This window comes from Tumebacillus lipolyticus, assembly GCF_042682745.1.
GTDB lineage: Bacteria > Bacillota > Bacilli > Tumebacillales > Tumebacillaceae > Tumebacillus_A > Tumebacillus_A lipolyticus.
In genome coordinates this window covers 1,334,478-1,354,734 of the sequence record NZ_JBHUIO010000002.1, presented here as the reverse complement: position 1 = coordinate 1,354,734, position 20,257 = coordinate 1,334,478, and the positions used below count along the sequence as shown (strand labels likewise).

Annotated in this window: 18 protein-coding genes; 15 read left to right on the top strand and 3 right to left on the bottom strand. The window is 55.4% G+C overall.

Annotation, left to right across the window (positions count from 1 at the left end; all coding sequences use genetic code 11):
- The first annotated feature begins 54 nt into the window (after positions 1-54).
- The 4 genes from ACFSOY_RS04920 to yajC are packed head-to-tail and all read left to right on the top strand — an operon-like array spanning position 55 to position 4,632.
- Complete coding sequence (locus ACFSOY_RS04920; RefSeq protein ID WP_386044406.1) at positions 55-2,142, top strand: SpoIID/LytB domain-containing protein; 2,088 nt, start codon at positions 55-57, stop codon at positions 2,140-2,142.
- A 38-nt stretch (positions 2,143-2,180) separates the two neighbouring features.
- Positions 2,181-3,200, top strand: coding sequence for a tRNA preQ1(34) S-adenosylmethionine ribosyltransferase-isomerase QueA (gene queA, locus ACFSOY_RS04915; protein WP_386044405.1), 1,020 nt, complete (start codon positions 2,181-2,183; stop codon positions 3,198-3,200).
- Between the two features lie 17 nt (positions 3,201-3,217).
- Positions 3,218-4,339, top strand: coding sequence for a tRNA guanosine(34) transglycosylase Tgt (tgt, locus tag ACFSOY_RS04910; protein ID WP_386044404.1), 1,122 nt, complete (start codon positions 3,218-3,220; stop codon positions 4,337-4,339).
- Positions 4,340-4,368: 29 nt separating this feature from the next.
- Positions 4,369-4,632 carry a preprotein translocase subunit YajC gene (gene yajC, locus ACFSOY_RS04905; RefSeq protein WP_386044403.1) on the top strand — a complete coding sequence of 88 codons (264 nt, stop codon included), beginning with the start codon at positions 4,369-4,371 and terminating at the stop codon, positions 4,630-4,632.
- Between the two features lie 76 nt (positions 4,633-4,708).
- On the opposite strand, the gene ACFSOY_RS04900 is transcribed toward yajC, so the two are convergent.
- Positions 4,709-5,107 (bottom strand): TIGR04086 family membrane protein, encoded by a 399-nt coding sequence (locus tag ACFSOY_RS04900; protein ID WP_386044402.1) that lies wholly within the window; start codon positions 5,105-5,107, stop codon positions 4,709-4,711.
- Positions 5,108-5,399: 292 nt separating this feature from the next.
- Between ACFSOY_RS04900 and ACFSOY_RS04895 the strand changes: the two genes are divergently transcribed.
- Positions 5,400-7,568, top strand: a complete 2,169-nt coding sequence (locus ACFSOY_RS04895) for a diguanylate cyclase (protein ID WP_386044401.1) — start codon at positions 5,400-5,402, stop codon at positions 7,566-7,568.
- Between the two features lie 96 nt (positions 7,569-7,664).
- Positions 7,665-8,345 (top strand): DUF421 domain-containing protein, encoded by a 681-nt coding sequence (locus tag ACFSOY_RS04890; protein ID WP_386044400.1) that lies wholly within the window; start codon positions 7,665-7,667, stop codon positions 8,343-8,345.
- A gap of 71 nt (positions 8,346-8,416) precedes the next feature.
- Here ACFSOY_RS04890 and spoVB read toward each other — a convergent pair whose 3' ends face one another.
- Positions 8,417-10,003, bottom strand: a complete 1,587-nt coding sequence (gene spoVB, locus ACFSOY_RS04885; RefSeq protein WP_386044399.1) for a stage V sporulation protein B — start codon at positions 10,001-10,003, stop codon at positions 8,417-8,419.
- A gap of 160 nt (positions 10,004-10,163) precedes the next feature.
- Here spoVB and ACFSOY_RS04880 point away from each other — a divergent pair, with 160 nt between their 5' ends.
- From ACFSOY_RS04880 to ACFSOY_RS04845, 8 genes are all read left to right on the top strand, one after another.
- Positions 10,164-10,421, top strand: a complete 258-nt coding sequence (locus ACFSOY_RS04880; RefSeq protein WP_386044398.1) for a post-transcriptional regulator — start codon at positions 10,164-10,166, stop codon at positions 10,419-10,421.
- A 272-nt stretch (positions 10,422-10,693) separates the two neighbouring features.
- Positions 10,694-11,929 (top strand): protein translocase subunit SecD, encoded by a 1,236-nt coding sequence (gene secD, locus ACFSOY_RS04875; protein ID WP_386044397.1) that lies wholly within the window; start codon positions 10,694-10,696, stop codon positions 11,927-11,929.
- Positions 11,926-12,804: a protein translocase subunit SecF gene (gene secF / locus ACFSOY_RS04870; protein WP_386044396.1), complete on the top strand. Its 879-nt coding sequence runs from the start codon at positions 11,926-11,928 to the stop codon at positions 12,802-12,804. Before secD ends, secF begins: the two co-directional genes overlap by 4 nt.
- A gap of 116 nt (positions 12,805-12,920) precedes the next feature.
- On the top strand, positions 12,921-15,302 hold the full coding sequence (recJ, locus tag ACFSOY_RS04865) for a single-stranded-DNA-specific exonuclease RecJ (protein ID WP_386044395.1): 2,382 nt from the start codon (positions 12,921-12,923) through the stop codon (positions 15,300-15,302).
- A gap of 12 nt (positions 15,303-15,314) precedes the next feature.
- A complete protein-coding gene (locus tag ACFSOY_RS04860) occupies positions 15,315-15,827 on the top strand; it encodes an adenine phosphoribosyltransferase (protein WP_386044394.1) in 513 nt (170 codons plus the stop codon).
- Positions 15,828-15,918: 91 nt separating this feature from the next.
- Entirely contained in the window at positions 15,919-18,072 is a 2,154-nt protein-coding gene (locus tag ACFSOY_RS04855; protein ID WP_386044493.1) for a RelA/SpoT family protein, read from the top strand.
- Positions 18,073-18,084: 12 nt separating this feature from the next.
- Positions 18,085-18,534: a D-aminoacyl-tRNA deacylase gene (gene dtd / locus ACFSOY_RS04850; RefSeq protein ID WP_386044393.1), complete on the top strand. Its 450-nt coding sequence runs from the start codon at positions 18,085-18,087 to the stop codon at positions 18,532-18,534.
- Positions 18,535-18,643: 109 nt separating this feature from the next.
- Entirely contained in the window at positions 18,644-18,886 is a 243-nt protein-coding gene (locus ACFSOY_RS04845; protein WP_386044392.1) for a hypothetical protein, read from the top strand.
- Positions 18,887-18,931: 45 nt separating this feature from the next.
- Here the strand turns inward: ACFSOY_RS04845 and ACFSOY_RS04840 are convergent, their stop codons facing one another.
- The gene (locus ACFSOY_RS04840) at positions 18,932-19,333 is read right to left on the bottom strand and encodes a DUF2203 domain-containing protein (RefSeq protein WP_386044391.1); all 402 of its coding nucleotides are present in this window, start codon (positions 19,331-19,333) and stop codon (positions 18,932-18,934) included.
- A gap of 251 nt (positions 19,334-19,584) precedes the next feature.
- Between ACFSOY_RS04840 and ACFSOY_RS04835 the strand changes: the two genes are divergently transcribed.
- Positions 19,585-20,022: a GNAT family N-acetyltransferase gene (locus ACFSOY_RS04835; RefSeq protein WP_386044390.1), complete on the top strand. Its 438-nt coding sequence runs from the start codon at positions 19,585-19,587 to the stop codon at positions 20,020-20,022.
- The last annotated feature ends 235 nt before the right edge of the window (positions 20,023-20,257 follow it).

Sequence of the window (20,257 nt, the reverse complement as noted above, 5' to 3'; positions counted from 1 at the left end):
ATAGTACCTTAACGTGCAATGCAAGAACCAGATTTCTATTGTGAGGAGACGATCATGAGCACCTCGAAAATCTATGCTGCTTGGAAAAAGGTTTCCGTCTGTCTGGTCGCTGTCACGATGGCAGGCGGCTTGATTCAGACGCCGATGATGCAATCCGCAGAAGCGGTGAGCGGTTCGACCCCGATTCGTGTGGGGCTGATGATGAAGAACAGTACGTTTAACACGACGACCGACACTGTGACCTTGCAGGGCCGAGGCGGCTTGCAGGTGGGCTTTTATACGGGTGGTAAGTTCACAGCCCGCTATACGGCGCAAGGCGTGGTGAAGGACTCTTTGGATAACTATTTTGTGCAGGTCGGCGAGTATGGCACCTTGGGGGAAGCTCAAGGCGTGGCAGATCGCATCGATGGGCTTGGACTCTCATATGACATCTTTGTCGAGACTCGTTCCGGACAGAAGCGCTATCAGGTGATCAGCGGCTACTATGAATATCGGACGCAGGCGGACGCTGCCAAGGCGAGGCTTGCCAGCATCGGCTCCCCTCAAGTTCGCGGTTACAATCGCCTGACGACCGGCAAGCTGGCCGGTCAGAGCGCGGCGGAGGCGAAGGCGAGCGAACTGCGCGGCAAAGGGTTTGACGCCTACCCGCTCGTGCGCAAAGACGGTTCGTGGGAAGTGTGGATCGGCAATGAGGGATCAGCTGCGGAGCTGGACAGCTTAAACGCTCGGTTGGGCGGGGGATATGGCAAGGCGGATTATGCGCCTGCCGACTACCTGATGATCAAGCGGAGCGCCTATTCCGGGATGGAGATCCCCCATTTTATTCAGAATTCATCCGTCGCGGAGACGGCGTTTGTCCCGACAGGCACCCCTGCGGTGATGAAGGTGATGGAAAAGGCGCGCGAATATCGAGGCGCGATCTTGATTCAGGGCTACAATGAGAAGCCGCACGTGATCAACTATGTGCCGCTCGATGAGTACCTGTACGGCGTCTTGCCGCAAGAGATGGCATCAGGCTGGCCGCTCGAAGCGCTCAAGGCGCAGGCGGTGGCTGCGCGCACCTATGCGGTGCGCAAGATCGGCGGCAACCGCTGGGGAGTCGCCGACATCTCGGACGATGTATGGGATCAGGCGTACCGCGGCTATGGTCGCGAGGCGCAGGACACCAACCGGGCGGTCGAGGAGACGATGGGTCAGGTGCTGATGAAAAATGGCGCCTTGATCGAAGCGCTCTATTCGTCCAACCACGGTGGCTATTCGGGAGATGTGGCGGAGATCTGGGGAAGCCAGGGCATCGATTATCTCAAGGCGGTCGAGAGTCCGTGGGATCAGGAAGCGGCGCGTCGGGAGCCGCTCTGCTACCGCGTGCAGTTGCCAAACGGCATGATCGGCTGGATGCGAGCGAGCGGCGTGACCAAAGGCGGGAACAACGCGGCCGGATTTGCCACCGGAGTGGTCAATGCGGACGCGCAGGCGGTCCGTCCGGTGCCGAACTACTATGCGAGCATCCTGATGAATGCGAGCAAAGGAACTCGCGTGGTCATCTTGGACGAGGAGATCGAGTACAACACGTACAATTGGCAGAAAGGCCCTTTCTCTCCGAACGAGATGATGAACATGATCAATCAAAATCAGCGCGGCGGATATCCGACCGTCTCTGGTCCCGTCTACGATTTGCGCGTTTCCAAATACGGGCAGGGCCAGCATATGCTTGAGGTCAGCGCAAACGGCAAGGCGATCACCGTGCCGAACGCAGACTATTATCGCTATCTGTTTAACGACCTGTGGAGCACGCGGGCGACGATCGAACAGCAGGGCACATATTCGGTGCAAGGCGCTGGCGGTACGGTCAGCGAGTATCCGAACGCCAAGCTACAGGGCAAGGAGCTGCACGTGGTCTCCGCATCCGGCGCCGCGACGAAGGCGATCAACGGTTCCAATGAGCAGTTCGTTTTGCTCGGCGCAGGTGGGCAGAGCCGCGTCGTGACGAAGAACCAGTCGTACATCTTCCACGGTGGAGGTTGGGGTCACGCGCTCGGAATGTCGCAGTGGGGCGCGAACGGCGCCGCGGTGAACGGGTATACGTACGACAAGATTTTGAAACACTATTATCCAGGAGTTTCCTTGACCGACAAACAATGACGGGCAACGAGAAATAGACTTGAAAGGTGAACCAGAGCATGCGTGTTGATCAATTTGATTTTGAACTGCCAGAAGAGCTGATCGCTCAGCACCCGCTTGAGGAGCGCACATCCTCGCGGCTGATGACGCTGAACAAGCGCACAGGCGAGATCGGGCATCATCGCTTCCAAGACCTGCTCGACTATCTGCAACCGGGGGATGCGCTGATCTTGAACGACACGCGCGTGTTGCCAGCGCGTCTATTCGGGGTCAAATCTGATACGGGTGCCAAGATCGAATTCCTGCTGTTAAAAGAGCTTGAACCGAGCGTTTGGGAAGTGCTGGTGCGCCCGGGCAAGAAGCTGCGCCCAGGTGCGGAGGTCACATTTGGCGATGGGTTGCTGACCGCTGAAGTGCTCGATACGACGGAGGAGGGCGGACGGATCGTCCGCTTTTCCTATGAAGGCCTTTTCTACGAGATTCTCGATCAGCTCGGTCAAATGCCGCTGCCTCCCTACATCACCGCACAGCTCGATGACAAGGAGCGCTATCAGACGGTCTTCAGCAAGCATCGAGGGTCGGCAGCAGCACCGACGGCAGGCCTGCACTTTACGGAGGAGTTTCTCCAGCAGATCGCAGACAAGGGGGTGCGCATCGGCTTTGTCACGCTGCACGTAGGGCTGGGCACATTCCGCCCGGTGGCGGCAGAGACGATCGATGAGCACAAGATGCACGCCGAATGGTATGATCTACCTCAGGAGACGGCCGATCTGATCTCCGAAGTGAAAGCGCAGGGGCATCGTGTGATCGCCGTCGGCACCACCGCCTGCCGGACGCTGGAGACGGTCGGACGCGGCGAATGGAAGGCGGCGAGCGGCTGGACGGACATCTTTATCTATCCGGGCGTCACGTTCCGTGTGGTCGACGCGCTGATCACCAATTTTCACTTGCCGAAATCGTCGCTTGTGATGCTCGTCTCGGCGCTGGCCGGACGAGAGCAGGTGTTGCACGCCTATGAAGAGGCTGTTCGCGCAGGCTACCGCTTCTTCTCGTTTGGAGACGCGATGTTTATTTATTGAGGGGGATGTACAGCAACATGTCAGCAATTCGCTATGAGCTATTGAAAACGGAAAAACATACGGGTGCCCGCCGCGGGCGTCTGCACACACCGCACGGTGTGATCGAAACCCCGATCTTCATGCCGGTCGGAACGCTGGCGACCGTCAAGACGATGAGCCCGGAAGAGCTGAAAGAGGTCGGGGCGCAGATCATCTTGAGCAATACATATCATCTGTGGTTGCGGCCTGGCCATGAGATCGTCAAAGAGGCGGGCGGCCTGCACAAGTTTATGAACTGGGATCGCCCGATTCTCACCGACAGCGGCGGCTTTCAGGTCTTCTCGCTCTCCGATCTGCGCAAGATCACCGAGGAAGGCGTGCACTTCCGCAACCATCTGAACGGTGAGAAGCTGTTCCTTTCGCCGGAAAAGGCGATCGAGATCGAAAACGCGCTCGGCGCTGACATCATCATGGCGTTCGATGAATGCCCTCCCTATCCAGCAGATCGCCAGTACCTGAAAGACTCGCTGGAGCGCACCACGCGCTGGGCGAAGCGCTGCAAGGCGGCGCATGCGCGTCCAGATGAGCAGGCGCTCTTCGGCATCATTCAGGGCGGGATGGACAAAGAGCTGCGCAGACAGAGCGCAGAAGAGCTGCTGGAGCTCGACTTCCCGGGCTATGCGGTCGGCGGCCTGTCGGTCGGCGAGCCCAAGGAGATCATGAACGAAGTGCTCGAATACACGACCCCGCTGATGCCGAAGGACAAACCGCGCTATCTGATGGGCGTCGGTTCGCCCGACGACCTGTTCGAAGGTGTGATTCGCGGCATCGACATGTTCGACTGCGTGCTGCCGACGCGGATCGCTCGCAACGGAACCTGCATGACGTCTGTCGGCAAGGTGGTCGTTCGCAACGCGACCTATGCGAAAGAGTTCGGTCCGATCGATCCGAACTGCGATTGCTATACCTGCAAAAACTACAGCCGCGCCTATATCCGCCATCTGATCAAATGCGATGAGGTGTTCGGCATCCGGCTGACTTCCATCCATAATGTGCATTTCCTGGTAAAAATGATGGAAAATATTAGACAGGCGATCGACGAAGACAGACTTTTGGAGTATAAGCATGCATTTTATGAGTCTTACGGCTATAATATGTAATGATAGAAAGATTGGAGGGATAAAAGAGAATGGAACTATTGGCCCAATTAGCTCCCATTTTGCTGATCTTCGTGGTGTTCTGGCTGTTCATCATTCGCCCGCAGCAGAAGCGCCAGCGCGAGCGTGTGGCGATGTTAGATGCTGTCAAGCGCGAGGATCGCGTGATCACCATCGGCGGCGTGCACGGCACTGTCGAAGCGATCGACGATAAGACGGTCACCCTGCGCCTCAACGAGAACAACAAGGTCGTATTTGAACGTTCGGCGATCAACCAGATCGTCAAGGCAGACTAGTTCTGCTAGAATTCTGCCAGGTACATAAAAAGCCTCCTCAGTCGAGGGGGCTTTTCTACATTCTCCGGTATGTGCGCTATTTTCGCAGGTTGACCCCGATCATGCCGCCGAATCCACCGACCAAGGCCATCAGGATGTCCTGCACGATCGTGTTGAAGGAGAAAGCGGGACCGCTGACGACGATCAGCCCGAGCAGCGTGATCAGAATCGCATAGCAGAGACCGGTCAGCCCTCCGTAGTACCAACCTCGATTGCCAGCCTGCTTCGCCGCCATCATCGAGCCGACGAGCACAGAGATCATGTTCAGCACATAGGTGATCGACGAAAGATTGGCCTCGGCTACCGACGTCCAGCCCATGACGAACGTGGTGAGCAGAATGGAAATAAACGCGGTGATAAACGAAGCGACCAGACCGTAAAGCACAGGCATTCCGCCAAAGTTTGGCGCATAATCGGCAAGTGGTTTGCTTTTCATAGATGGAGCACCTCCTGATCCAAAATATTCGTTCTATGTATATTCGCTCGTACGACAGGACATGATGGAAAGTGACCGAAGTTGTAGGAAGCGACTTGCAGGCTTCGCGTTCTATCCGCAGCAATCAACGTGGCAACGATCGCAGTCCTTGGCACAGCCCCCGCTCGCTGCAGGGGGCTGTTTTGTTATGAATCTGCAAACACTCTCGACTGGCGAAGAAGGAATCTTCGATCGCATCGTGAACTAGTTTTTACTCAGATGAATTTGTGAGGTAGGAGAGGAGTAGTTGGATGTGAGATTGTCGAGGGTCAAACTGTATCAATATGCGGTGGTGCTTTTGGCCGCCCTGTTGATCCTGACCTCAGCGCTGAATCATTATGAATCGTTCCTCCAACCTCGACTGATACCACTTCTGCTGCTTTTCCTTTTGGTGGAATCGATTCAGATTCCGCTTGGACGCGGATATGGGTCGCTGACATATGGTGTGACGCTCGGTACGATGATCCTGTTCGGACCTCATGTGGCAGCACCGTTCGTTGCGCTCGCTGTGATGGTCACACCGTTGATCAAGCGCAGCAAGCGAGGGACTTTGCTGCATGTCTTTAATGGGGCGCAGCACGCGATCGCTGTGTTTGTGGCCGAATCGGCCTTGCGCTGGTATGTGGGAGAATGGTCTTTTTTTCAGGATGGGCTGCAAACGTTCGATTTTCTGATGCTCCTCCCGATCACGCTGATCTACATGGTGATGAACCACCTGTTTGTGCAGGCGCTGTTCATCTTGCGCAGAGACGAAGTCACGTGGCAGGAAGCGATGAAGCTGTTTGTCAACGATTCGCTCAACTACTTGATCGCCTTGCCGTTCGCGGTGCTGATGCTGGTGTTTCACGGGTTTTCGTCCATCTTTTTGCTCACCTTCATCCCGCTGGTCCTGTTTGGACAGGTGCTGAAGCTCTATCGAAAGATCAAGATGATTCACAAGGCGCACGAAGTGGTCAATCGCTTGCAGAGCGAGTTTGATCTGAAGCTGATCTCTCGTCAGATCACCGAGTTTGTCAGACAGCTCACTCCCACCGTGTCGGCAGCCGTCTGGATGATTGAAGGCGAGCGGGTGATGCCGATCTGGATCGAAGGGATGCAACATCCGATCGTGATGCCAAAGGACGGGTTCTATCTGGTGAAGGCGAAAGTCATCTCGCAAGCGGTGCAGACCAAGCAGACCCAGTCGGTGCCCGACATGTTGAAAGACAAGCGCGTCCACGACCAGTATGAAGGGTTTCGCTCCTTTCTCGCCGTGCCGCTGCTTGCCCGCGACAAGGTGGTCGGCGTGCTCACCTGCTTTGGGTCGCGCCCGTATGCCTACACGGTGGAGCAGGTTGAGCTGATCGCCGTCTTGGCCGCTCAGGTTGGCGTGTTGATCGACAACGCCAACCTGTACCGAGAGCTACAGGAGGCGACTTTGCGCGATCCTGGCACAGGGCTCTACAACTATCGCTTCTTTTATCAGGAGCTTTCGCGAAAGTTTGCACTGGCAAAAGCGGATGCGTTGCCGATGTCGATCGCCATCCTCGATATCGATCATTTCAAAAAATATAACGATACGTACGGGCATGTGGTCGGCGATGAGGTGCTGCGTCAAACGGCGCAGGTGATCCAGAAGGAAGTGGGGAGCCGTGGGGTGGTGGCGCGCTATGGCGGTGAGGAATTTGCTCTCCTGCTCGACGCACCGCTTGACGAAGCGCGGTCGATCGTCGAGGAGATCCGCAAAGCGATCTCCTTTGCGCGACTCGAATATCAAGGCTATGTGGTGCAAGGGGTGACCGTCTCGGCTGGCGTCGCCGCCTATCCAGACCATGATCAGAACGAGCAGGAGCTGCTGGAGAAAGCGGATCAAGCGATGTATTGGGGAGCCAAGCAGCGCGGGCGGGACAAGGTGGCCGTCTATACGCCAGAATTTGACGCCCATCTGTTTGTCGATAAGCTGACCGGTCTCTACACCTACCATTACTTGCGGATCAAGTTGGTCGAGGAACATTTGCAGCAGAGCAAGGAAAGCGATCAGCCGTTCGCCTTGCTCTTTATCAACATCGTCGAATTTGATAAGATCAACCGCACCTTTGGCTTTGAAGTCGGGAACAAAGTATTGCGTGAGATCGCCTTGTTGATCAAGGAGAATGTCCGCAACGAGGAGATCGCGGCTCGCTATGGCGGCGATGAATTTTTGCTGCTGGTGCCGCGCGTCGATCAAGAGGATGCCCAGCGGATTCAACATCGTCTGCAAGCGGCGATCTCCAGTCATAAGTTTCGCGTGGGGGACAACGTGCTGGTCAAGGTCATGTCCCGCTCTGAGGTGATCGTCTACCCTGACGATGTGCCAGATGGTCAGCAGTTGGTGTCGAAGATCGCCGAAACGTTTTTGCACTTGTCGACCAACTGGATCGAACACGAGCAGACACAAGCTTGAACGAAAGCTTGAACAGAAGCACCTCTCCGGGTATGGAGGGGTGCTTCTGTTCATACTAACGAGAAATGAGGCGAGTGCGAAAGGTGTGAGGTAGCGGTGGAATATTTCGGCGGGCTGATCTTGCGGATCATCCTGTTCTATTTTGTCACCCTCGCTTCGATGCGGCTGATGGGGAAGCGAGAGATCGGCAAGCTGTCGATCTTCGACCTGGTGATCTCGATCATGATCGCCGAAGTTTCGGCGATGTCGTTAGCCGATACGGACATGACGATCTCCACCGGGCTGTTTATCATCGTCACGCTGGTGCTCTTGCAGGTGCTGATGTCCTATCTGACCTTAAAGTCGATCTCCCTGCGCAGTCTGCTCGAAGGAAGGCCGACCTTGCTGATCGCCAACGGGAAGATTCGTGAAGATGAGATGCGCCGCACTCGCTATTCGATGAGCGATCTGATGACACAGCTGAGGGAAAAGGATGTGGCGACCGTCTCCGATGTTGAGTTTGCCATTCTGGAGACGTCAGGGAAGCTGAGCGTCTTTGCGAAAGCGAGCAAGCGGCCGGTCACGCCGGAAGACCTCGGGATCATCGTGCCGAAAACGGGGTTGCCGCTGCCTTTGGTCGTCGACGGCACGGTGATGGACACCAACCTGGAACGGCTGGGCAAGGATCGTGATTGGCTGAAACGGGAGCTGCGAAAGCAAGGGTATCAACAGTTCCAGCAGGTGTTTTATTGCGCGATCGACAATCAGGGGAGCCTGTTTGTCGATCCGTTCGAATGATCAGCTGCATTTGATCGGCTTGATCGGCTTGATCGGCTTGATCGGCTTGATCGGTAGCAGAGCGGACGCCCCTAGCGCAAAAACGGAACGGCGCGCAAGATCCCCGCGAGCGTCGGCCCGACGCGAGGCAGCTTGGCGATCGTGTGCAAGGTGAGGGCTCCCATCAGATTGAGCAACAGAAAATAGATGACAAAGCCGGACAGCGAGCCGAGCAGGACGAGCGAGCTGTCAGATAGCGTGGGAAACCAACGGCGAAATTCGAGCAGCCAGACGCAGAGCAGCGAGGATGCGATGATCAGCTTGAACGTGTCCACCAGATTGACATAAAATCCGAGCAAGCGCGTCACCGATAGAAAGTGCAGGATGGTGACGACGGTGACTGAGATGACCACCGACCAGGCGACACCTGAGATGCCAAACCGCGGATCGGAGACGAGGTAGTAGATGATCACAAGCTTGACGATCGATCCGATGATCGAATTGCGCATCGCCTCCCCCGCGCGGTTTAACCCTTGCAGGATGCCGGAGAGCGGGCCCTGCAGATAGAGGAGGAAACCGACAGGCGCCATGATCGCCAAGATCGGGCCGACCGCCCGGTCGTGGAAGATGGCGTTTGACAGTTCGTTCGCATACAGGGAGAGCAGGGCGGAGGTGGGAAAGCCGATCATCGCGGTCAGGCGAAATGTCTGGTACAGGCGGCGCTGAACGATCGAATGAGCGCCGGCTGCCACCGCTTCGGAGATCGCCGGGACGAGCGTCGTCTGCAACGAGTAGGTGAAGACGGTCGGCAGGTACAACAGCGAGATCGCCATCCCTGAGTATTGGCCGTACTGAGTGGTCGCCACCGCAGCCGTCAGACCGATCATCACCAGACAGCGGGTGACGAGGATCGGCTCCAAAGTGTAGGCGATCGACCCGACGATGCGGGACATGGTGATCGGCAGGGCGATCTCCAGCACTGAGGAGAGCATCTTCCGAAAGGGCTCCAGCGGCTTGTTCGGCGAGCCGTCATGCATCTTTTTGAGCGAAAACGCTGTGTAGTATTTGAACACGAGGTAGAGCAGGCCGACCAACTCCCCGATCACCATGCCGATCATCGCGCCGGCGGCCGCATACTCAAGGCCGTAGGGCAACAGATAGGTGGCGAAAAACAAAACGGTGGCGATGCGGGCCAACTGCTCGACGATCGAAGCGATCGCGTTGGGCGTCATGTTTTGCAACCCTTGAAAATAGCCGCGCAAAATCGACGAGATGGCGATGATCAGGATGATCGGAGACATCGCGAGCAGCGTGTAGTAAGCGCGCGTGTCGGTCAGAATGTGATCGGTGATCACTGGCGCCAAGAAGAGCAGGAGGGTGGTGAAGATCAGCGAGAGCGTGACCACCGCCTTCATCGAGACGCTGACGATGCGCTTGACGCGCTTCGTATCCTCTTCGACCAACGCTTCGGCGACCAGTTTGGAGATCGCGACAGGCAGACCTGCTGTCGTCAGGGTGATCAGGAACATCAAAATGGGAAAGACAGTATAGAACAGGCCGATTCCTTCAGCCCCGATCAGACGAGAGAGAAAGATCTTGTAGACGAAGCCGAGGACGCGGGTGATCAGGCTTGCGGCGACGAGGATGACAGCCCCTTTTAAAAAGGATTGTTTGCTCAATGGTCTCGCTCCTTCTCCGGACAGGTTGTCTTTTCTAACTTCTATGCCTGACGGGCAGGGAGTAGTCCAACAAGCAGGATTTCGGACAGAGCTTCGCGAAATTGTGCAAAACGAATAGACACACAAGCTCTTTAAGAATATCGGGGGAGGAGGGCGCAAGATGAGCGAGGAACGAGAAGCGCCTGACAGGGAAGAGGATCATTTGGAAGAGGTCGTGCGAAACATGTGCATCAGCAAAGCGGAAGAGCTGAACCTGCTCGGCTATGAACAGGTGACTGGCGAGGACGTGTGGGCCTGCGTGTCCAGCAAGTACAAGCAAGACAGCTTTCCTCCCCTGCACAAGCTCGTCAATGACATTCTTACTTTGAAAGCGCACATCTTTATGAACTGGTTGATGATGCGCTCGTTAAAAGAGTGACAAGTTTCGGAATCTTCCTCTCCCTCGATCTGGAGAGGTCTTTTTTCGCACAGGTATGATTGAATGGACAGTTCGGTCGTTGAAATGATGATCGAGCGATCACAGAGCGGCTGTAGGGCTGGAGGATGTGGAGAGAAGGCGGTCGCGTTTAAAAGTTAATAGCCCTATTTCGCTTTCGCAACCGTTTTGCTCCTCCCCATTCTTCATTGACCATTTAATAGGAGAAGGGCTATACTAAGAGAGCTATTCCAACGAATAATGGGAGGATTGTCATGATCAAGTGGAGTCGTTTCGTTGGCTTCCTGTTGATCGTGGTCCTGTTTTTTGCCCTCGCGATTCCTACCTACAAAGGAATCTGGGGCGGCATCACGCTCGGACTCGATCTGAAGGGCGGCTTTGACGTACTGTACGAAGTACAAGATACACCAGATGAAAAGGTCACGCCGGAAGGGATCAGCGCGACAATCAAAGCCATTGAAAAAAGAATTGACTCGGCCGGAATTGCGGAGCCGGTGTTGCAAAAGGAAGGCACCAACCGGATTCGTGTTCAACTTGCCGGCGTATTCAACCAGGATGACGCCAAAAAGTTGCTCGTCCAATCGGCTCAGTTGGAGTTTGTTGGCCCTGACCAAAAGACTGTCCTCGCAACGGGGAAAGATTTGAAGGCCAATGCGAAGTATGAAACAAACTCGCAGACAGGTCGCCCACAAGTTGCAATCGAATTTAAGGAAGCACAGAAATTTAAAGAAATAACCGAGAAGTACTATAAGCAGAACATGGCGATCGTTTTGGACGGTCAAATGTTGCAAAACCCAGTAATTGACGATGTCATTTACAACGGGAAGGCGGTCATCGGACAATCTGATGCGAAGGAAGCCATGCAGATGGCGAACTACCTGAACGCAGGTTCGCTGCCGTTTCCGATGAAAGAGATCTCCTCGTTCTCCGTCTCGCCGTCTTTAGGTGAATCGGCGCTGACCAAAACGCTGTGGGCCGGCTTGATCGCCTATGCGCTGATCTTCGTGTTCATGGTCGTCGTCTATCGCTTGCCAGGTCTGATCGCGATGATCGCGCTGGTGATGTACACCTACCTGCTGTTTGCGATCGTGGATTTCTTGGGCGTCACCTTGACGCTGCCAGGACTTGCCGCCCTGGTGCTCGGGATCGGGATGGCGGTCGACGTGAACATCATCGCGATCGAGCGGATGAAAGACGAGTTCCGCCACGGCAAGTCGATGCTCTCCGCTGTGATCATGGGCAAGAAGCGCTCGATGCCGACGATCATCGATGCGAACATCACCTCGATCATCGCCGGCATCCTGATGTACTGGTTCGGTACTGGTGCGATCAAGAGCTTTGCGGTCGCGCATATCATCTCCGTCCTCGTGACGTTCATCACCGCAGTCCTGATCTCTCGTCTGATGTTGCAGCTGCTCGTGCGTTCCAACATCATCAAAAATCCTTGGTGGCTGGCTGCTCCGAGTAAGCGAGGGGGGACTTCGAAGTGAGATTTGACATCGTAAAAAACCGCAAATGGTATTACGCGTTCTCCCTCCTGATCTCGGTGGTGGGGATCGTGATCATGCTCGTGATGGGGCTGAACTTAGGCACGGACTTCCAAGCGGGATCGAGGGTGCAATTTACGGTCGGTCAATCGTTTGATGAGGATGTGCTCGCCCGCGAGCTGCAAGACAACGTCAAGACGGTCGAAGTCTCATCTGTACAACAGATCCAGGAAGGGGAAGGCGCGGTCATCCGCATCGCGGAGAAGATCACGCCCGAAGAGGAGAAGCAGATTTCTGATTATCTGCTGAGCAAGTATCCGAACGCAGATCCGCAGATCTCCTCGATCGACCCGGTCGTCGCGCGCGAGCTGGCAGAGAAGGCGATCTGGGCGATCTTGTACGCTTCGATCGGGATCATCCTCTACATGGCGTTCCGCTTCGAGTATCGCTTTGCGATCTCTGGCGTTCTGTCCGTCCTGCAGGTGGTGCTCGTCGTCGTCTCGCTGTTCGCCCTGTTGCGACTGGAGATCGACATCACCTTCATCGCGGCGATTCTGACGATCGTCGGGTACTCGATTCACGATACGATCGTCATCTTCGACCGCATTCGCGAGAACTTGAAGCACTACAAGGTCAAGACGGTTGCTGATCTGGAGAAACTGGTCAACGACTCGATCTGGCAGACGATGGCGCGCTCGATCAACACCGTCCTGACGGTCGTGTTCTCGGCCGGTATGCTCTTTTTGATGGGGGGAGAAGCGATCAAGCACTTCTCGCTGGCACTCCTGATCGGTCTGGTCACCGGCGCATACTCGTCCATCTTCATCGCCTCTCAGCTGTGGGTGACGTGGAAGAGTCGCGAGCTGAAAAAAGCATAGTTGTGTACAACTTTCAAAAGCCGCGGGGAGAACCCTGCGGCTTTCTTGCTAGCTTTTGAGCGGAGAAGTATAATGAAAGTTACATGTATCTGTCATGAGAGAAAGGATTTTTTACTATGCAACTGAGGAAACGCTGGGTGATGTCGGATGCGGCAGAGACGGACGTGCAGGAGTTTGCTGAGGCGATGGGCGTCTCGACGATTCTCGCTCGGTTGTTGTGGCGCCGAGGCGTTCGATCCAGAGAGGAAGCGCAGCGTTTTTTGAAACCGTCTCTTCAAAACTTCTACGACCCACACTTGATGAAAGATATGGACAAGACGGTGGAACGGATTCGGCGGGCGATCGAGCAGCAGGAGCAGGTGATGGTCTATGGCGACTATGATGCGGACGGAGCGACTGCGACCTCCGTGCTGTACCTGGCCTTGCGCGAGCTTGGCGCCCGAGTTGATTACTATATTCCTGACCGCTTTTCGGAAGGGTATGGGCTGAACGGGCCGGCGATCGAACAGGCGAGCGCTGACGGCTATCGCTTGGTGATCACCGTCGACAACGGGATCTCGGCAGTCGAGCAGGTGGCGCTCGCCAATCGCCTCGGCCTTGACCTGATCATCACCGATCACCATACGCCGCCAGAGGTTCTGCCAGATGCATATGCGATCCTCAACCCGAAGCAGCCCGGATGTCAGTATCCCGATCGGATGCTGGCAGGCGTTGGCGTCGTGTTCAAGCTGGTGCAGGCGCTGTATGGACGCTTGCCGCACGAGTTTTTCGATCTCGCCGCGCTGGGCACTGTGGCCGACTTAGCCCCGCTGCAGGATGAGAACCGCCTGATCACGGCGTTCGGCTTGCAAGCGATGAACGAATCCCCGCGGCTTGGCATCAAGGCGCTGATCGAAGCGGCAGGTCTGGAGGATAAAAAGATCACAGCTGGACATATCGGCTTTTCGTTTGGCCCGCGGATCAATGCGAGCGGACGACTCGACTCGGCGACCTATGCGGTAGAGTTGCTGACCTGCGAGGATCCGCTTCAGGCAGAAAAGTTGGCACAATTTTTAGAGGAGCGCAACCGCGAACGCCAAGAGCTGTGCGAGATGATCTTTGCGGAAGCGATCGAACTGGTCGATGCGAACCCGTCGTGGCTTGACGGCCGCGTGCTCGTCGTGGCGAACCGCGGTTGGAACGAAGGCGTGATCGGCATCGTGGCATCGCGCCTAGTCGAACGCTATCATCGACCCACGCTGGTCTTTTCGATCGGTGAAACGTCGTGCAAAGCGTCTGCTCGCAGCATCGCCGGATTTGACTTATATCAGGCGCTCACCCGCTGTGCCGATCTGCTCGGCCATTATGGCGGGCACAAGATGGCGGCAGGGCTGTCGCTTGCGGAGGAGAACCTCGATCGCCTGCGGGAGCGGCTCAACGAGATTGCGGAGGAAGTGCTGACCGCAGAGGATCTGATCCCAGCGCTTGAGATCGACATGGAAGTCGACCTGCTGGAGGTCGATCTATCGCTCGTCGAGCAGATGCAGGCGCTCGCACCGTTCGGCTTCGGCAATCCTTCGCCGCGCTTCGCGCTGCGCGGTCTGGCGCTGGAGAGCACGCGTGCGGTCGGCAAGGATGCGGCTCATCTGCAGGTGCGGGTGCGCAAGTCGGGGCGGCAACTCGATTGCATCGCCTTTCGCCGCAGCGAGGATCAGCGCTTGCTCGACGGGTTGGCGACTGTCGATATCGCCGGCGAGCTTGCGATCAACGAGTGGCGCGGGCGACAGAGTCTGCAGCTGGTGCTCGGCGATTGGCAGCCATGCCCGCTGCAGTCGTTCGACGCGCGGGGCTGTCGCGATAAGTTCGCCTGGCTTGAGGTGCACAAGGAAGCGCTGACGGTGCTCTGCTTTCAAAAAAGCAACGTGGAAGAGATCGAAAAACGGCTGTTTGGATATCCTTGGAATGAAGGCAAGTATCGGTTGTATCATGTGCAGCCTTCTGGCGAATGGTTGCATGTGGCGGGGGAGGATGAGCCGACCGCTTGCATCGTCTACTATGATCTGCCGCTGCAGGTGGAAACGTTTGAGCGCTCGCTGGACGGGCTGATTCCAACCCAAAGCCTCTATTTCATCCAAGGGCAGTCGGATGAGATCTGGCTCAAACAATCGCTGTTCGACCAACTGCCTGAGCGTGAAGCGTTCGCGTACGCCTACCGGATTTTGCGCCAGGTTGGGCGAGGCACGGTGACAGAACTGCTCGCACAGATGCAAAGCCCGCTCAACCACAACAGCTTGACGCACATCTTGCAAGTTTTTGCTGATTTAGGGTTTGCGATTTGCGAGGATGAGACGTATGATGTGATACGTGACGCTCCCAAGCGGCCTTTATCCGATTCGGTCTATTATCAGGAGCTGAGGAGGCGGGAGCTCGCCCTGCGCCAAGTGGGGGATCTGATGCTCACCGCTTCTGCTGAAACTATGAGAGAATGGCTCGCGCAACGAATACAAGCGCGAAAGTAGGAGGACAAACTGATGAACTTTAAAGACACGATCCGAGTAATCCCCGATTTTCCCTCTCCGGGAATCCGGTTTAAAGATATCACCACCCTGCTCAAGGATGGAGAAGCGTTCCGTGCGGCGATCGAGCAGTTTAAAGATTTTGCTGCACAGCGCGATGCTGATGTCATCGCAGGCCCAGAATCTCGCGGGTTTTTGCTGGCAGCGCCGATGGCCTATGGGCTGTCCAAAGGCTTTGTCCCGATCCGAAAGCCGGGCAAGCTGCCACATGAAACGCTGTCGGTCGACTACGCGCTCGAATATGGCAAGGATTCGCTTGAGATTCATAAAGATGCGGTGCAACCCGGTCAGCGCGTGATCTTGGCGGACGACCTGCTGGCGACCGGCGGAACGATCAAAGCGGCGATCAAGCTGATCGAACAGCTCGGCGCAGAAGTGGTCGGCATCTGTTTCTTGGTCGAACTGACCTATCTAAACGGACGGGAGAAACTGGAAGGGTATGACGTCTTCTCGCTCGTCCAGTACTAGCACCGACAAATCTTTGGGAGGGGGCGATCTCGTGGGCATAGGGCGGTTGATCGAGAAGATCAGCAACTATCTTTCGGAAGCGGATGTGGCGATGGTTCGTCGCGCCTATGAGATGTCCGAGCGAGCGCACAAAGGCCAGACGCGCTCTTCGGGCGAGCCGTACATCATGCATCCGGTCGCTGTCGCCGAGATTCTCGCCGGCCTCGAACTGGATGCGGTCACCCTCTCGGCAGCTCTTCTGCACGACGTCGTCGAAGATACGAACGTCACAGAAGAGGAGCTTCTCGCGCAGTTCGGTTCGGAAGTTGCGGCGCTGGTGGACGGCGTCACTAAGCTTGAGCGCATCAAGTTCAACTCCAAAGAGGAAGCTCAGGCGGAAAATCTGCGCAAGATGTTCATGGCGATGGCTAAGGACATTCGCGTCATCCTGATCAAGCTGGCCGATCGCTTGCACAACATGCGCACGCTGAAGCATCAGCCGGTCGAAAAGCAGGTGAAGACGGCGACGGAGACGTTGGAGATCTACGCACCGCTCGCCCACCGCCTGGGCATCTCGACGATCAAGTGGGAGCTGGAAGACATCGCGCTTCGCTACATGAACCCACAGCAATACTACCGCATCGTCAACCTGATGGCGAAGAAGCGTCAGGAGCGCGAAGAGTATGTGCAGGAGGTCATCGCCGGACTGCGGGTCAAGTTTAATGAGCTCGATCTGAAGGCGGAGATCTCCGGGCGCGCCAAGCACCTGTATTCGATCTATCGGAAGATGGTCAACTTCAACAAGCAGTTCAACGAGATCTACGACCTGCTTGCCGTTCGCATCATCGTCGACTCGATCAAAGACTGCTATGCGATTTTGGGCATCGTGCACACGATGTGGAAGCCGATGCCAGGCCGCTTCAAAGATTTTATCGCCATGCCGAAAGCGAACATGTATCAGTCTCTGCACACGACTGTGATCGGACCGCGCGGAGAGCCGCTGGAGATCCAGATCCGCACTTGGGAGATGCACCGCACTGCCGAGTATGGCATCGCGGCCCATTGGCTGTACAAGGAGCAGGCGAACGCGCAGGGCGCGACGTCGAAAGAGTCGGGCGCACCTGCAGGCGGCGCGCAGGCGAAAGACGCATCGTTCCAGCAAAAGCTGGCTTGGTTCCGCGAAATCCTCGAATGGCAGCAGGATTTCAAAGATGCGCAAGAGTTTATGGAAACGCTAAAATTTGACCTGTTTGCTGATGAAGTGTTCGTCTTCACCCCAAAAGGCGATGTCTTTCAGTTGCCAGCAGGCTCTGTCCCGATCGACTTTGCCTATCGCATCCACACAGATGTTGGCAACCGGACGATCGGAGCGAAGATCAACGGCAAGATCGTCCCGCTCGATTACAAGTTGAAGACGGGCGATATCGTCGAGGTGATGACGAGCAAGCATTCGTATGGGCCAAGCTTCGACTGGATCAAAGTGGTCAAGTCGTCACAAGCCAAGTCGAAAATCCGCCAGTGGTTCAAGAAGGAAAAGCGCGATGAAAACGTGGCCAAAGGCCGTGAGAACATCGAGAAGGAAGCGCGCAAACACAACTTGAACCTTGAGTGGTTAACAGACAAAAACATCGAAGAAGTGGCCAACAAGTTCAATTTCCAAAAGATCGATGATCTGCTGGCTGCTGTCGGTTATGGCGGGTTTTCGGCGCATCAGGTGATCACCCGCTTGGTGGAAAAGATCAAGCGCGAGATGCCGCCTGCGGAGATCGAGAAGATTCCCGAGGTGAAGCAGGAGCCGAAAAAGCTGAAGAAGAGCAACCTCGGCGTGCGGGTCAAAGGCATCGACAACATGCTGATTCGCTTTTCTCGCTGTTGCAATCCTGTGCCTGGCGATGAAATTCAGGGCTTCGTGACCAAAGGTCGCGGGGTGTCGGTCCACCGCAAAAACTGTCCGAACTTACATGTGGTCGAACAGGATGATGAGAACCGACTGATCGAGGTGGAGTGGGAGAGCGCATCGACCGTCTCCTACAGCGTGGAGATCGAGGTCACCGGCCTGGATCGTCGCGGCCTGATCAACGAGGTGATGATGGCTGTTGCGGAGACGAAGACAGACATCACCGCCGTCTCTGGACGGGCGGACAAGCGCAAGATCGCGACGATTTCGCTGACGATCAACATTCATAATGTCGATCATCTTCATCTGGTCGTGGAGCGCATCAAACGGGTCAAGGACATCTACACCGTGCGCCGGATCATGCAGTAGGGGGAAAGAGAGATGAGGATCGTCGTACAGCGGGTTTCCTCCGGCAAAGTCACCGTCGAAGGGCGTACGACCGGGGAGATTGGCCGCGGTTTCGTTCTGCTCGTCGGTGTCACTCATGATGACACGATGCAGGATGTGGAGTATCTGGTGGACAAGGTGATCAACCTGCGCGTCTTCGAAGATGAAGCTGGCAAGATGAATCGATCGGTCAAGGACATCGGTGGAGCGCTGCTGTCCGTATCACAGTTTACACTTTATGGCGATTGTCGCAAAGGTCGACGTCCCAACTTTATGGACGCTGCCAAGCCGGATGTCGCCAATCAACTATATGAAGCTTTTAATGATCGAGCGCGCAACTGCGGTGTGCAGGTGGAGACGGGCGAGTTCGGCGCGATGATGGATGTCGAGCTGGTCAATGACGGCCCGGTCACGCTGCTGCTGGAGAGCAAGCGCACCTTTTAATCAATTCCTATTTGCATCAAGATCGGACTGCCGAAATCGGCGGTCTTTTTTATTGTCGCTCGGTGTACGTATGGTAGAAAGGAGACAGGATGACGAAGGAGGAGGAAGGGTGGCAGATCGGACGGGCAAGACGAAGATCAATGAGTTGAAGGTGGAGCTGTATCTGGACGATGCGTTGCGACTGGGGTTACAAGAGCTGCTGGATGGTCGCAAAGACTCGGTGGAGGTTGATTTTGTCTATTTTCGCCACCTGCATGTCGAGGAGTTGAAACATGAAGGCATTCGCGTTTCGCAAGTGAAAATTCCGGTTGGGCGCATCAGCAAGCTGAAGATCAAAGCTGCCCGCAATTGATGAAAAAGCCGGGCTTCCAAACGGGAGGCCCGGCTGTACAGCTGATCAGTCCAAAGGTTTTCGGCCGATAAATCCTTCATAGACACCGTGCCAGTAGAGAATCTCCGGTTCGCCAAGCCGCCAGCAAAGCAGAACTTCTTCTCCGTTTTGAATCGAATAAAAATCACAGAGCCCCGTATCGATGTCCTTGATCTCCACGCCGGTGCTTTGAATTTGCCGCAACAGCGAGTTGGCGCTGAAGACGAGGAACTCAAGTTCCGCCTCTTCCGTAAAAAACAGATCGTCAGGAACGATTGCTGCCCCGACCACCGCCAATTTGGCTTCTTGAAGCTTTTGATATTTGCGCTGGATCTCGCACTTCATCGCTTGCAGGTCGCGCAACAGCGGCTCTAACTCCGAAACCAGTGCGTTTGCTTCTGCAAGAGTAAAATATCGCTTTTCGTTCATGAATACCCTACTCTCCTTTCTCTCGTATCACAGAGGCGAGAATCAGTTTACAGTTTACGATCTATATTGGGATTATACCGAATAGAGGGCGAATCGATCAAACGAAGTGTGGCGATTGATCATCAGATCTCCTTGCTGGCTGTGGAGGGTGTGTCTATAATGAAAATCACCGTTGAACAGGCGCTAAACCGATCGACAGGATGCTGCGCTTGCGGCGGAAACAGCGAGTGAAGAGAAGGAAGGGATGCGCGATGTCAGAGCTGTCGAAAATTTCGCTGGAAACAAAGTGGGACAAAGAGGCGGCGCGTGAAGTGATCCGCAATCTGGTCGCCTATAACAACCAGCATGTTGCAGAAGCGGATCAAAACGGGGCGGAAGAAAACTTTTCTTTGGTGCTTCGCGATGAATCGAACCAGATCGTAGGTGGGATTGTCGCCCATCTGTTCTGGCATCGCTTGAAGATTGAGATCTTCTGGGTGGACGAGCAGATGCGCGGACGAGGATGGGGAAGCCGCTTGCTCCAAGAGATGGAAGCGATCGCCAAAGAGAAGGGCGCGCGCCTGATCGAGCTCGATACGTTTTCCTTTCAAGCGCCCGAATTTTACCAAAAGCAGGGTTATCAGAAGTTTGGTCAGGTTGACAACTTTCCCACCGGGCATACGCACTACCATTTTATCAAGCGGCTGTAAAGCACGCCAAGATCAAGATGAAATCGAGAGTTTTTGTGTTGTCCGGTTACCAAGGTGTGATCGCAGTACAGGAAACGGTTCGATCATCGAAAAGACCTCGTTTTAGCAGATCGCTACTACGAGGTCTTTTTAATTTCTTGGCAAAAAGGGTGAACGATCTGCCTGAAGCGAGGGAAGAGAAATTATTTATTGAAAATTCTTGTTTATCCAAGTGGTAATTAAATATAAATTTCAA